This is a genomic window from Nocardioides psychrotolerans, assembly GCF_900113685.1.
GTDB lineage: Bacteria > Actinomycetota > Actinomycetes > Propionibacteriales > Nocardioidaceae > Nocardioides > Nocardioides psychrotolerans.
In genome coordinates this window covers 1-13,206 of record NZ_FOQG01000002.1, presented here as the reverse complement: position 1 = coordinate 13,206, position 13,206 = coordinate 1, and the positions used below count along the sequence as shown (strand labels likewise).

The following is a 13,206-nucleotide window of genomic DNA, read 5'->3' as shown; positions in this document are numbered from 1 at the left end:
CCTGCGTGGCAGACATCGGCGGCGAGGCCCGCGAGACACAGTGGCTCGACGAGGACCAGCAACGGTCCTGGCGTGGGCTGGTGCTCGGCACGACCTTGCTCCTGGACCGGCTCGACAGCGACCTGCGTCGCTACCACGGCATCTCCCTGGCGGAGTACGAGATCCTGGTGCGTCTCTCCGAGCGCGGAGGTCAGCTGCGCATGGCCCAGCTGGCCGACGCCCTGGCCCACAGCCGCAGCCGGGTCACCCACACGATCAAGCGCATGGAGAAGACCGAGCTGGTCACCCGTGCCGACTCACCGGATGACGGCCGGGGCGTGGTCGCCCAGATGACCGACCGCGCTTGGCTGCTGTTGAAGAACGTCGCGCCCACGCACGTCAACGGTGTGCGCGACCACCTCGTCGACCTCGCCGGCGACGAGGACTTCGCCGCGCTGGGTCGCGTGATGAACGCGGTGGCCGACCACCTGATCGCCGGCCACCCGGAGATGGAGATCCGCTAGGCCTCGAAGCGGACCTCCGCCCACCGTCAGTCGCGCGTGAGTCGCCGGTGCGTGACGCGGTGCGGTCGCGCCGCCTCGGCACCGAGACGCTCGATCTTGTTCTCTTCGTAGGACGCGAAGTTGCCCTCGAACCAGAACCACTCGGCGGGGTTCTCGTCGGTGCCCTCCCAGGCCAGGATGTGCGTCGCCACGCGGTCGAGGAACCACCGGTCGTGGGAGGTGACCACGGCGCAGCCGGGGTAGTCCAGCAGAGCGTCCTCGAGCGAGGAGAGCGTCTCGACGTCCAGGTCGTTGGTGGGCTCGTCGAGGAGCAGCAGGTTGCCGCCCATCTTGAGCGTCAGCGCCAGGTTGAGGCGGTTGCGCTCACCACCGGAGAGCACGTTGGCCTTCTTCTGCTGGTCGGGGCCCTTGAAGCCGAACGACGCGACGTAGGCTCGGGAGTTCATCTCGAAGTTGGCGACCTTGATGAAGTCGAGCCCGTCGGAGACGACCTCCCAGACGTTCTTGGTCGGGTCGAGGCCGCCACGGCTCTGGTCGACGTGGGAGATCTTGACGGTCTGGCCGACGGTGAGGTCGCCGGCGTCCGGCTGCTCCTGGTCGGTGATCATCTTGAAGAGCGTGGTCTTGCCGACGCCGTTGGGGCCGATGACCCCGACGATGCCGGCGCGCGGCAGCGAGAAGGAGAGGTCGTCGATCAGCACGCGGCCGTCGAAGCCCTTGGTGAGCTTCTTCGACTCGAGCACGATGTCGCCCAGGCGCGGGCCGGCAGGGATGTTGATCTCGGAGGTGTCGATCTTGCGCATCCGGTCGGCCTCGGCCGCCATCTCCTCGTAGCGCGCCAGACGCGACCTGCTCTTGGTCTGGCGGGCCTTGGCGTTGGAGCGGACCCACTCGAGCTCGCGCTCGAGCATCTTGGCCCGCTTGACGTCCTTCTGCCCTTCGATCTTGAGGCGGTCCTTCTTGGTCTCGAGGTAGGTCGAGTAGTTGCCCTCGTAGGGGTGCGTCGAGCCACGGTCGAGCTCGAGGATCCACTCGGCGACGTTGTCGAGGAAGTAACGGTCGTGGGTGATGGCCAGGACGGCGCCGGGGTAGTCCTTGAGGTGCCCCTCGAGCCACTGCACCGACTCGGCGTCGAGGTGGTTGGTGGGCTCGTCGAGGAGCAGGAGGTTGGGCTGCTGGAGCAGGAGCTTGCAGAGCGCGACGCGGCGACGCTCTCCACCGGAGAGGGTGTCGACGATGGCGTCGGGCGGCGGGCAGCGCAGCGCGTCCATGGCCTGGTCGAGGCGGCTGTCGAGGTCCCACACGTTGGCGGCGTCGAGCTCGCTCTGGAGGTCACCCGCCTCGGCGGAGACCTTGTCCAGGTCGGCGTCGGGGTCGCCCATGAGCATGTAGAGCTCGTCGAGGCGCGCCATCTTGGCCTTGAGCTCGCCGACGGCCTCCTCGACGTTCTCCAGGACGGTCTTGCCCTCGGTCAGCGGCGGCTCCTGCTGAAGCATCCCGACCGTGGCGCCCGGGTCGAGGATCGCGTCGCCGTTGTTGGCGTGCTCGAGCCCCGCCATGATCTTGAGCAGGGTCGACTTGCCCGTGCCGTTGGGTCCGACGATCCCGATCTTCGCCCCGTGGAGGAACGAGAGGGTCACGTTGTCGAGGACGACCTTGTCGCCATGGGCCTTACGCACGTTGCGCAGGGTGAACACATACTCAGCCATGACTCGAGCCTAGTTGGAAACCCGGGTTGAGACCTGATCGGGGTCTCGCCGCGTCTCTACCTGCGACGGCCCACCTGGGTCGCGGGACAGGGACGAGGTGACGCGTGCGACGCACGGAACGCGACGACCGGGAGTTCGCGGAGTTCATGGCCGCGCGCTCCCACCAGCTCTACCGCAGCGCCTACCTGCTGACGACCTCGCCCCACGCAGCCGAGGACCTTCTCCAGACCGCGCTCGCCAAGGCGTACGCCGGGTGGGGACGCGTGCGGGCCGTTGACGACCCCGTGGCCTACGTGCACCGGGTGCTCCTCAACTCCTTCCTCTCCGACCGGCGCCGCCGCAGCAGCCGTGAACTGCCGGCGGCCGACCTCACGCGCACGGGCCGGGCAGACACTCGTGGGCAGACCACCCACCGCACCGACCAGACCGACCACACCGACCACACCGAGCGCCTGGCCCTCATGGCGGCACTGGCCGAGCTCGCACCGATCGACCGGGCCGTGGTGGTCCTCCGTTTCTGGGAGGACCGCAGCATCGCCCAGACCGCCCTCGCGCTCGACCTGACGGAGGCCGCGGTCAAGAACCGCAGCCTCCGAGCCCTTCGCACGCTGCGCGTGCTCCTCGACGACCCGACCACCTTGACCCATGGGAGCCCCTCATGACCCACCTCGACGACGCCACCGACCTCCGCGCCGTGATGGAGCGCGCGATGCGTGACGTCACCGCCCCTGTCCGTCTCGACGAGCTGGCCGTCGCCCGGGGACGTCGGTTGCGGCGCGGTCGCACCGTGCTCGCCGGGGCAGGCGGGCTCGCCGCCGCAGCCACGGTGGTGGTCGTCGTCGCAGCGACGACCGGCACCGGAGGCACACGCGGCGGAGACGTCGCCAGCGAGCCGACCCCGACCTCCGTCCCCACCAGCCAGTCACCCGAGACGACCGAACGGCCCGCCGGCTGGTGGGACGCGCCCACCGAAGACCTGCTCGCCATCTTGGAGCGACTGCTGCCCACGGGCGTGCGGGTCGTCGAGCACCAGGTGGTGATCGACGACCCGAGCCCCGGCGAGAGCGGGGTCGTGCCGGGGTGGCTGGGTGTCACCCTGCTGTCCACGCACACCGACGGTCCCGGCAAGCTCGAGGTCGTGCTCTACCCACGGGAGGTCGAGCAGGTCCCGCCGCCGGTGACCACGACCCAGGCCGACGGAACCGTCTCGACCGAGGTCAACGCCTCGTCGCCGTCGTACGACGAGCGCGTCACCTGCCCGCCAGGCAAGGTCACGGTGGGGCTCTGCGAGCAGGTCGTGACCTCGGACGGGACGCCCGAGGGGCGCGTGGAGACCTCGAGGATCGGCGAGATCACCATCCTCGAGGTGACGCTGCGAGGACCGGACGGCGGCTTGGTCTACCTCGCCACCACCGACACGGTCGACGACAAGTGGGGCTTCACCTCACCTGCCTCCGCCGACGCCCCGCCTCTCACCGTGCTGGAGCTGGCCCGCATCGCCCAGGACCCCGCCTGGACCAGCTGAGATCAGGCAGCCGTCGGCACCTCCCGGCTCCCCTGCTCCGCCTCCGGCTCTGCGTCGGGGTCCGAGACCGCCGCTGCCGCCGGTGTCGCCTTGGGTGTGCGACTGAAGTGACTGGTGCCCCGGCTCAGGTCGTGGCCGACCAGGCTGGCCTCCACCTCGAAGGTGGTCACCTCGACACCAGCGTTGTTGACGTAGGTGCGGGCGCTGAGCTTGCCGTGGACGACCACGGGGTCGCCCTGGCGCAGCGAGCGGGCGCAGTTGTCGCCCAGGCCCCGCCAGGCGTTGACGGAGTACCACTGGGTGTCTCCGTCGACCCACTCCTGGCTGCTGCGCCGGAAGCGGCGCGGGGTGCAGGCCACGCGGAAGTGGGCCACCAGTGCCTCGCCGGCGTGGCGGACCTGGACGTCGCCGCCCACCCACCCCTGCAGCGTCACCACGGTCTCGTTGAGCATGTCGTTCTCCTTCGTCTCGGATGTGCTGTCGAGACGAGGCTGCGCGGCGGCGCCGACATCGGCGGGCGGCCGCGGCCGGCCTTGTGGAGGAACGCGCACGAGCAGAACCTGTGGATGGTCGGTGGGCTACTTCAGCATGGTCGCGAGGTTGGTGCGCACCACGGTGTAGGCGGCCAGCTCGGCCGCGACCGGCTGCACGACGAGCTCGTCGGTCACCCGGTGGACGGCTGAGCGCAGCCGGCGGTCCGCCGACGCGGCACGCCGGCTCGCCGTGACCGAGACCAGCCACCGACACAGCGCCGCCAGCAGGATGCCGAGCAGCACGCCGCCGAGCAGCATCAGCGTCGGGATCGGCACGGGGCCGAGACCGGGCGCGTCTCCGACGGAGACCTGGAGGTAGCCCAGGACGGCAAGCACCGCGAGCCACGCCCCGCCCGCGAGCGCGATGAGGATGAGCGCCCACTGGAGGACCCGGACCACGCCCGCCCAGCTGGGGATGGTGGCGACGTCGAGGTCGGTCTCCCCCACGGCCCGGTCCAGGCTGTCGCCCAGGTCGGGCAGGCGCGAGGTCGACGCCCGGCGTACGGCGTCGGCCCACGGCCTCCCCAGGCCGGCGGCGGCGTCGTCGGCCAGCGCGCGGACCTCGGTGTCGACGCGGGCACGCTGCACCGGTGTCGTGGCCGGCAGCGAGGTGCGCGAGCGTCCCGACAGCGAGGCCGCCGCATCCCCGAGGTCGAGGTGCAGCCGCTTGAGCGGGTCGGGCTTGAGCCGCGAGAACCACGCCACGACCGGCCAGCCGGTGGCGCGGCCGGCCCGCAGTCGGGTCGAGCGCTCGACAGCGTCGACGACCGTCGGGACCCCGGCAGCGTCGGCGAGCGCGTCGTCGAGGTCGGCGATGCGCTGCTCGGAGAGGGCGCGGGACGTGGCGTCGCCGGAGGCCTCGGCGAGGCGGGTCGCGACGCCACGGATGTCGGCCTCGAGCCGCTGCCTGGTCGCCTGCTTGTCATCCACCCGGCGCGCGATCTCCGCGCGCAGCTCGGGCATGCCGATGCCGTGGCGGGCGCTGACCGCGATCACCGGGACTTGTCGAAGCCCGTCCTGGTCGAGCAGGCGGCGCACGTCGGCGATCATCGACTCGCGCCGGTCCTCGGGGACGATGTCGATGTGGTTGAGCACCACGACCATGACGTCGGCGTGCGAGCTCAGCGGCGCGAGGTAGCGATCGTGGATGGCCGCGTCGGCGTACTTCTGCGGGTCCAGGACCCACACGAGCAGGTCGGTGAGCAGCACCAGCCGGTCGACCTCGAGGTGGTGGGAGACCTCGGTCGAGTCGTGGTCGGGCAGGTCGAGCAGGACCACGCCCGCCATGGATGCGTCCTCGCGGCGGGTGTCCAGCATCGAGTCACGCGTGGTCTGGTGGCGCGGCGGGATGCCCAGCCACTCCAGCAGCTCGGTCGCACCCTCGGTGCCCCACACGCAGGCGCTGGCCCACGACGTGGTGGGGCGTCGTACGCCGACGGCCGAGAGCTCCAGGCCGGTCAGCGCGTTGAACGTGGAGGACTTGCCGGAGCCGGTCGCCCCCGCGATGCCCACGACCGTGTGCTGGGCGGACAGCTTGAGCCGTCCGGCCGCGCGACCGGCGATCGCCTCGGCCTCGTCCACGAGGTCGTCGTCGACCCGGCCACGGGAAGCGGCCGCCGCGGCCTCGAGCGCGCTGATCCGCGCTCCGATCTCGGTCCCGCGAGTGACCAGCTTCTTCGCACCTTCAAGCAGGGAGGTCACGCGGGGCCCTTCTTTGACTCGTAACGGAGGTCGTCGATGCGGCGCGAGGCACCGCGGAGCTGCTCGGCTGCGCCGGCCTGGAGGCCGAGCCCGTCGAGAAGGGTGAGGAAGCGGGCGCGCTCGTCGGCGAACAACGTCTGGAGGCGCTGCTCCAGCGACGTGCGGGCGCGTTGGGAGAGGGAGCGCACAGCCTGGTCGCCGAAGACCGCCTCGAGGAGCTTCTGGCCCAGGACGGCTGACCCGCCGGCGATGCCGACCTCCGCGCCGGTCACGCCGGCGGTGCTGGCGAAGACCACGACCATCAGCGCGACCGAGAGGCCGTTGACGCCGAAGGCGAGGAAGCGCGCCGTGCCGCGCTTGTCGGCGCCCTCGGTGCGCACCATGTCGAGCACGTCGGACTGCCAGTCGCGCACGGCCCGCTCGGCATTGCGGCGCAGGTCACGCGAGGCGCGACCGAGGTCCTGGTCCGCGGCGCCGAGCAGCCCCTGGCCGGCGGCCAGCTGCTGCCAGGACGCCTCGGCGCGCTCGGCGGCCGCCTCGGCGTGCTCGAGGATCAGCGTCTCCAGGCCCGACTCGACCGCGACGGTGACGCGCTCCGCCTGCTGCGGCTTGCCCTTGACGGCGTTGACGACGCGGTCGCGGAACCAGCCGACCTTGTCCTCCAGCGAGCGGAGCAGCTCGCCGGTGCCGACGAACTCCTGCCAGCGCGCAAGCACCTCGCCGCGCAGCAGGGTGCCGTCGGCGGAGGCCGTCATGATCGCAGCGATCGACTCGTCATAGGCACGGTCGGCGTCCTCGCGCAGACGAGCAGCGAGGGCGACCTGCTCGGTGGCGGCGTCCGCCACCTTGTGCGTACGCCGGGCCACCGTGCGGATAGCCCCCTCCAGGGTCTGCTTGACGACAGCGCCGCGCGCATCGGTGTCGATCGCCAACGAGTCGAGCCACGCCCGGATCTCCGCGACGTGCTCGGCGGGCAGCAGCCCCTGGTCGTCGACCTTGCCCTCGGTGACGGTGAACAGCGGCGAGTCCTTGAGGCCACGGCTCGCGAGCATGCGGGCGAGGTGGGTCGAGACGGTCTCGATCGCCTCGTCGGGGGTGCGGTCCAGGACGATGGCGACCGCGGTCGAGCGCTCGGCGGCCTGCTTGAGGAAGTCCCACGGCACCTGGTCGGCGTAGCGCGCGGCGGACGTCACGAAGAGCCACAGGTCGGCTGCCGAGAGGAGCTGGGCAGCGAGCTGGCGGTTGCGTTCCTCGACGGAGTCGACGTCGGGGGCGTCGAGGATCGCCAGACCGGCCGGGATCGCGTCGGAGGCGACCAGCTGGAGCGCGTCGGGGTCGTTGGTGGAGTGCGGCACGCGCTCGAGGTCGGGCAGGAGCCGCTCCTGGCGGAACCACTCGGCGTCGTCGGGGTGGTGGACCAGGACCGGCGAGCGGGTCGTGGGGCGCAGCACACCGGGCGTCGTCACGCGGCTGCCCACGATCGAGTTGACCAGCGTGGACTTGCCGGCCCCCGTGGAGCCGCCGACGACGGCCAGCAGGGGCGCGTCGATCGTCATCAGTCGTGGGATGATGTAGTCCTCGAGCTGGTCGATCATCTCGCGGCGGGCCGTGCGCTGGTCCTCGATGCCGGGCACGTCGAGCGGGAGCTCGGCGTCCTGGAGAGCGCCTCGCAGTCGGACCAGCGCGGTGAGCATCTTGTCGCTGCCCGTGTCGCTCATCGCGTCGGCACCACCTGTCCGGGAAAAGCGATGCCGGGTCGCACCGCGTTGATGCGGGACAGGTGGTCCTGACCGCGCAGCTGCCAGTCAGCGGGCGCCGTGCCGCGCAGCAGCCGATGGTGCAGGAACCCGAGCTCGATGGCGGCCTGCTGGTAGTCCTTCATGGCCTGGAGACCGGCCGGACCGCCACGCTGCTGGGCGTGCTGACGGGCCGCCCGTCGTGCGCGCAGGTCGACGACCCAGCCGATGTCGGTGGCCGGGATCAGGCCGCGCCGCGAGGCGTCGCCGAGCGCGGCGGCGAGCATGGTGCGCTCGGAGCTGCGCATCCACACGCCGAGCCAGACCACACCGACGACCGCCGGGATCATCAGCACGACGTAGACGCCGACGAAGCTGGCCAGGCCGAAAGCGGTGGAGCCGTTCCACAGGCCGTGGGTGAGCACCGCGAGGGCGTAGCCACCCAGGGGTGCCGCCCAGCGCAGGGCCGGCTTGCGGGTCGTGACCGCGATGCCGACCCCGATGCCGATGAAGGCCGTGAACAGTGGGTGCGCGAAGGGGCTCAGGACGCAGCGCACCACGAAGAGCACCGTGATGCCGGCGATGCCGCCGGGCGCCATGCCGTCCGCGCCGTTGTAGGCGGCGGCGAGGTAGAGGATGTTCTCGGTGAAGGCGAAGCCGATGCCGACCATGCCGGCATAGACCAGCCCATCGAGGATGCCGTCGATCTCGGCCCGACGCCACCAGAGCAGGAGCAGCAGGAAGAGGCCCTTGCTGGCCTCCTCCGTCACCGGCGCGACGATCGCGAGCGACTGGGTGTCGGTGAAGCCGACGACCAGGCCCCCCACGCCGCCGATCAGGATGGCCGCGATCGTGGCCACGAAGGCACCCCACAGCAGACCCATGACGAGCAGCACCTTGGGCTCGGGCTCGTAGCGGTCCAACCACAGGTAGCCCGCGACCAGCGGGCCCACCGGGACGGCCGCGAGAGCGGTCGCCAGGAGGGTGATCGCAGGGGCACCCGAGAACGCCAGAATCACCAGCGTGAGCAGCGCGCCGAGGCCCACCAGCACGGTCACGACCACCGTGAAGGCACGGCTGTCACGACGGGGAGCGGGCATAGAGGGAAGCCTAACGTCAAGGGACCGAACGGCTGATGTCGGCGCGTAGGGTGACCACGTGAGCGAGCAGACCAGCCCCGAGTCGACCGCACCCTCGACAGCACCCTCGACGGAGTCCCACGACCCTGCGGTGCCAGCGGCCTACTCCGCCTTCATGCGCGAGGGCTGGGGCGACCGCGAGCTCGACCTCCCCCCGCACCCCGTGACCGACCTCTCAGCGAGGCGTCGGACGAGCCTCGCCGAGGTGTTCCCGGGCGAACGTCTCGTGCTGCCCTCGGGCACCTACAAGCAGCGCTCCAACGACACCGACTACCGCTTCCGCTCCGACACCGCCCACACCTACTTCTCCGGCAACCAGACCAGCGATGCCGTGCTCGTGGTCGAGGACGGCGAGGCGGTGCTCTACGCGCGCCCGCGATCCTCCCGCGAGAGCGACGAGTTCTTCCGCGACCGGGTCTACGGCGAGCTCTGGGCCGGGCGCCGCCCGTCGGCCCACGAGATCTCTTCCTCGCTCGGCATCGAGGTGCGCCACATCGACACGCTGCCCGAGGCTCTGTCGGTCTCCGGCAAGACGCGCGTCCACCGCGGCGTCTCGTCGTACGTCGACTCGCTGGTGGCCCCCGACGAGACCCGCGACGGCGACTTCGCCCGCGTGGTCTCCGAGATGCGCCTGGTCAAGGACACCTGGGAGATCGGCGAGCTCCAGGACGCGTGCGACATCACGGCGCTCGGGTTCGAGGACTCCGTGCGCGAGTGGGACAACGTGCTGAAGCACGGCGAGCGCTGGCTCGAGGGCACCTTCTTCCGGCGCGCGCGCACCATGGGCAACGACATCGGCTACGACTCGATCGTGGGTGGCGGCAAGCACGCGACGACGCTGCACTGGATCGAGAACTCCGGCCCGATCACTCCCGGCGAGCTGGTGCTGCTCGACATGGGGGTCGAGGGCCACAACCTCTACACCGCCGACGTCACCCGCACCTTGCCGGTCGACGGCACGTTCACGACGCTCCAGCGCGAGCTCTACGACCTGGTCCTGACCTCGCAGCAGGCCGGCATCGACGCGGTCCGCCCCGGCCTGGCCTTCGCCGATGTGCACGCGGCGTCGATGAGCGTGCTGGCCCACGGCCTCGAGGGCATGGGCCTGCTGCCGGTCTCGGCGCAGGAGGCGCTGGACCCCGAGTCGAAGGTCTATGCCCGCTGGACCCTCCATGGCACCAGCCACATGCTCGGCATGGACGTGCACGACTGCGGCCAGGCAGCTCCCGAGGCCTACGCCAAGGGCACGCTCGCGGCCGGTATGGTCCTCACCGTCGAGCCAGGCCTCTACTTCCAGGAGGACGACCTGCTCGTCCCCGAGGGGCTGCGCGGCATCGGCATCCGCATCGAGGACGACATCCTGGTCACCGACGAGGGGTCCACCAACCTGTCGGCGGCGCTCCCCCGCACCTCGGCCGACGTCGAGGAGTGGATGGGGTCGCTCCGACCCTGATCGCAGGAGGCATTCGTGCTCGCGGACCGCTACGACCTCGGGGAGCGACTGGGCACCGGCGGGATGGCCGACGTCTATCGCGCCACGGACCGGGTGCTGCACCGCCCGGTCGCGATCAAGGTGCTGCGCGAGACGGCCGGCGACGAGACCGACCGCCTGCGCTTCACTGCAGAGGCGCGCACCCTGGCCCAGCTCAGCCACGTCAACCTGGTGATGGTGCTCGACGCCGGCATGACGACCGACCAGCCCTACCTGGTGATGGAGTTGGTCGAGGGAACGACGCTCTCCGACCGCGCCCGCGGCGGCACGTTGCCGGCCTCCGAGGTCGCCGGGATCGGCGCCGCTCTCGCCGCTGCCCTGGCCTACGCCCACGACAAGGGCATCGTGCACCGCGACGTGAAGCCCGCCAACGTCCTGCTCGGCGACGACGGCCGGGTCAAGCTGGCCGACTTCGGCATCGCGCGGCTCATCGGCGACACCGTCCGCCACACCCAGACCGGTCACGCCATCGGCACCGCCGCCTACCTCTCCCCCGAGCAGGTGCGCGGCGACGACCTCACCGCGGCCGCCGACGTCTACTCCCTCGGGCTGGTGCTGCTCGAGGTGCTCACCGGGGAGCGGGCCTACCCCGGGTCCCCCACCGAGTCGGCGCTGGCCCGCCTGAGCCGCTCCCCCGAGATTCCGCCGTCGTTGTCCGCGTCGTGGCGTGACCTGCTCACCGACATGACCGCAACGGAGGCGGCTGCCCGGCCGTCGGCCGAGGTGGTCGCCGAGCGACTGCGATCGTGGGACGACGGCGCCGGCACCACACTGGTCCTGGACATCGAGCCGACCGTGCGGCGGATGCCCGCAGTGACGCCCGCCGCACCGGCTCCACGAGGGCCGTCACCCACGGACCGTCTCGTCGCGCGCTGGCGTGAGGTGCCCCCGCACGTGCGGGGGGCCGGCGCCGCGATCGCCGCGATCCTGATGCTCCTCGTGATCGCCGGGGTCGCGTCCGGCGGTGGCTCGGCGGACGGCCCAGCCGACCCCGCTGGTGGCACTCCGGCCGACACCACGGTGCCGGCCGGCACGCCCGCCGACCTGGAGGGTCCCCTGCAGGACCTCCACGACGCGGTCGGAGGTGTCGGGTGACCGGCCGGCGTCGTACGACGCGACTCGCGGCCGCCGGCACCGCTGCGCTGCTCGTGCTGACGGGTTGCGGCTCCGAGGACACCCCCTCGAGCGCGGTCCCGGCGCTCTCGACCCGCCTGGTCGACATCGACAGCGCCATCGTCGACGGCCGCTATGCGGTCGCGCGCGACGAGCTCGAGTCCCTAGGTGAGGACACCGCGGCTGCCGTGGAGGGCGGAGACCTCGACCAGGCCCAGGCCGAGCGGATCCTCGATGCCATCCAGGCCCTGGTCGAGGCGCTGCCGGTCCCCTCACCCGCCGAGACGCCGACGGAGGACGCGACCGAGGAGCCCACGGACGACGCGTCCGAGGGCGAGACCGATGACGACGAGGCCGACGACGAGGAGACGGGTTCGGGCAAGCCCTCGAAGCCGCCGAAGGGATCCAAAGGTCCCCAGGGGAAGGGCCAGAAGGGTCGCTGACAGACTGCCCTCATGTCGACCTTGATGCGCCGCGCCGGTCTGTCCTCGAGCGCCCTCGTGCTCGCCCTGAGCCTGTCTGCCTGCGGCGGCGGCGGTGGGGAGTCCGGGCCGTCGTCCGGCACCGGCTCGGACGCGCCGGTGGTGTTGAGCCAGGACGAGGCCGACGGCGCCCTCCTGACGCTCGACGACGTCGGCGCAGACTTCACCGAGCTCGGCGCGTCCGAGAGCGACGACCAGGACCTGGGTTGTCTGAGCGGGCTCACCGAGCTCTCCGACGTGGACGCCGACACCGAGGCGGAGAACAACTTCGAGCTCGAGACCGAGACGTCCCTGCGCAGCGTCCTCACGGCCGTCAACTCCTACGCGGACACCGCCACGGTCGTCGCCGCGGTCGAGGCGTTCCGCGCGAGCCTGGCGGGCTGCGAGACCGTCGAGGTCACCGACCCCGAGAGCGGCTCCGCCCTCGCCCTCGCCGTCACGGTCGACGACGCCCCGGGCATCGGCGAGACCGACGACCAGATCGGCTTCAGCGGCGCAGGCTCGATCTCGGCTCCGGGCACGAGCTACTCCTACGACGTCAGCTTCGTCGTCTCCCGCGTCGAGAACGCGCTCTCCGTCGTCGGCCTGGTCGACCTCGCTGCCCCGGGCGAGGACGTCCTTCCCGCTCTCACCGAGACCGCCGTGGGGCGGCTGACCGACGCCGTCGGCTGACCCGACACGGCTCGCTCAGGTCGCGAGCAGCAGCACCACCATGATGGGTGTGAGAGCCAGCACCACGTAGCCCTCAGCCTCCACGGGTGCGCGCCGACCGAGCAGCACCCACGAGGACACCACGCCCGCCAGCAGCGCGAGCCCCACGCCGAATGCTCCGCCGAACAGCACCGGGAACACGAAGAACCAGGTCACAGCCGCTGCGAGGGCGTAGGGCACGCGGGTGCGCCACACGACGTACGGCATCAGTGGCGTGAGCAGCGAGTCGGTCATCGGCGGCCGGTCCAGCTCGTTGTCCTCGTGGCGAGGACGGGCGCGGCGCCAGCACGGGTCGTCAGGGGCGGGAAGGTCGTGGGCCATGTCTTCAGATCGGCGGGACGTCGCGTGACTTGAGCCGGTCTAGCCCCGGGGCCGATGCCGGCGCCGGCGCCGTGGCCGGCGGCTGCCGTCATCAGTGTCGGGAACCTGTGCGCGGCGAACGAACTTGTGCACTTGCGCTTGTCAAGCGAACGTCTCTTCGACTACACTAGACGCATGACCGGCGCCGCGATCGACCCCCACGAGGTCGATGACGACGCGCCCACACCCACGAACCTGATCG

Annotated in this window: 14 protein-coding genes; 8 read left to right on the top strand and 6 right to left on the bottom strand. The window is 71.4% G+C overall.

Annotation, left to right across the window (positions count from 1 at the left end):
• The first annotated feature begins 5 nt into the window (after positions 1–5).
• Positions 6–503 (top strand): MarR family winged helix-turn-helix transcriptional regulator, encoded by a 498-nt coding sequence (locus tag BM204_RS02255; RefSeq protein WP_091110088.1) that lies wholly within the window; start codon positions 6–8, stop codon positions 501–503.
• 26 nt (positions 504–529) lie between these two features.
• Here the strand turns inward: BM204_RS02255 and ettA are convergent, their stop codons facing one another.
• Positions 530–2,212, bottom strand: coding sequence for an energy-dependent translational throttle protein EttA (gene ettA, locus BM204_RS02250; protein ID WP_091110086.1), 1,683 nt, complete (start codon positions 2,210–2,212; stop codon positions 530–532).
• A gap of 104 nt (positions 2,213–2,316) precedes the next feature.
• On the opposite strand from ettA, the gene BM204_RS02245 reads away from it, so the two are divergent.
• On the top strand, positions 2,317–2,874 hold the full coding sequence (locus tag BM204_RS02245) for a sigma-70 family RNA polymerase sigma factor (protein ID WP_246166472.1): 558 nt from the start codon (positions 2,317–2,319) through the stop codon (positions 2,872–2,874).
• Entirely contained in the window at positions 2,871–3,737 is an 867-nt protein-coding gene (locus tag BM204_RS02240; protein WP_091110085.1) for a hypothetical protein, read from the top strand. Before BM204_RS02245 ends, BM204_RS02240 begins: the two co-directional genes overlap by 4 nt.
• 2 nt (positions 3,738–3,739) lie before the next feature.
• Here the strand turns inward: BM204_RS02240 and BM204_RS02235 are convergent, their stop codons facing one another.
• The 4 genes from BM204_RS02235 to BM204_RS02220 all read right to left on the bottom strand — a co-directional run bounded on the left by BM204_RS02235 (position 3,740) and on the right by BM204_RS02220 (position 8,807).
• Complete coding sequence (locus BM204_RS02235; protein WP_091110083.1) at positions 3,740–4,189, bottom strand: single-stranded DNA-binding protein; 450 nt, start codon at positions 4,187–4,189, stop codon at positions 3,740–3,742.
• Positions 4,190–4,315: 126 nt separating this feature from the next.
• Positions 4,316–5,941 carry a GTPase gene (locus tag BM204_RS02230; protein WP_371863265.1) on the bottom strand — a complete coding sequence of 542 codons (1,626 nt, stop codon included), beginning with the start codon at positions 5,939–5,941 and terminating at the stop codon, positions 4,316–4,318.
• Positions 5,942–5,967: 26 nt separating this feature from the next.
• Positions 5,968–7,689, bottom strand: coding sequence for a dynamin family protein (locus BM204_RS02225; RefSeq protein WP_091110080.1), 1,722 nt, complete (start codon positions 7,687–7,689; stop codon positions 5,968–5,970).
• Positions 7,686–8,807, bottom strand: coding sequence for a PrsW family intramembrane metalloprotease (locus BM204_RS02220; RefSeq protein WP_091110079.1), 1,122 nt, complete (start codon positions 8,805–8,807; stop codon positions 7,686–7,688). Before BM204_RS02220 ends, BM204_RS02225 begins: the two co-directional genes overlap by 4 nt.
• A 58-nt stretch (positions 8,808–8,865) precedes the next feature.
• Here BM204_RS02220 and BM204_RS02215 point away from each other — a divergent pair, with 58 nt between their 5' ends.
• The 4 genes from BM204_RS02215 to BM204_RS02200 are packed head-to-tail and all read left to right on the top strand — an operon-like array spanning position 8,866 to position 12,605.
• The gene (locus BM204_RS02215) at positions 8,866–10,299 is read left to right on the top strand and encodes an aminopeptidase P family protein (protein ID WP_174813039.1); all 1,434 of its coding nucleotides are present in this window, start codon (positions 8,866–8,868) and stop codon (positions 10,297–10,299) included.
• Positions 10,300–10,314: 15 nt separating this feature from the next.
• Positions 10,315–11,433: a serine/threonine-protein kinase gene (locus BM204_RS02210; RefSeq protein ID WP_091110077.1), complete on the top strand. Its 1,119-nt coding sequence runs from the start codon at positions 10,315–10,317 to the stop codon at positions 11,431–11,433.
• Complete coding sequence (locus tag BM204_RS22140; protein WP_143099632.1) at positions 11,430–11,894, top strand: hypothetical protein; 465 nt, start codon at positions 11,430–11,432, stop codon at positions 11,892–11,894. The genes BM204_RS02210 and BM204_RS22140 overlap by 4 nt, the downstream gene beginning before the upstream one ends.
• 12 nt (positions 11,895–11,906) lie before the next feature.
• Entirely contained in the window at positions 11,907–12,605 is a 699-nt protein-coding gene (locus BM204_RS02200) for a hypothetical protein (RefSeq protein ID WP_143099631.1), read from the top strand.
• A gap of 15 nt (positions 12,606–12,620) precedes the next feature.
• Here BM204_RS02200 and BM204_RS02195 read toward each other — a convergent pair whose 3' ends face one another.
• Entirely contained in the window at positions 12,621–12,965 is a 345-nt protein-coding gene (locus BM204_RS02195; RefSeq protein WP_091110072.1) for a hypothetical protein, read from the bottom strand.
• Between the two features lie 54 nt (positions 12,966–13,019).
• Between BM204_RS02195 and BM204_RS22915 the strand changes: the two genes are divergently transcribed.
• Positions 13,020–13,206: hypothetical protein (locus tag BM204_RS22915; RefSeq protein ID WP_218153740.1), on the top strand; the 187-nt coding region annotated here is incomplete at its 3' end.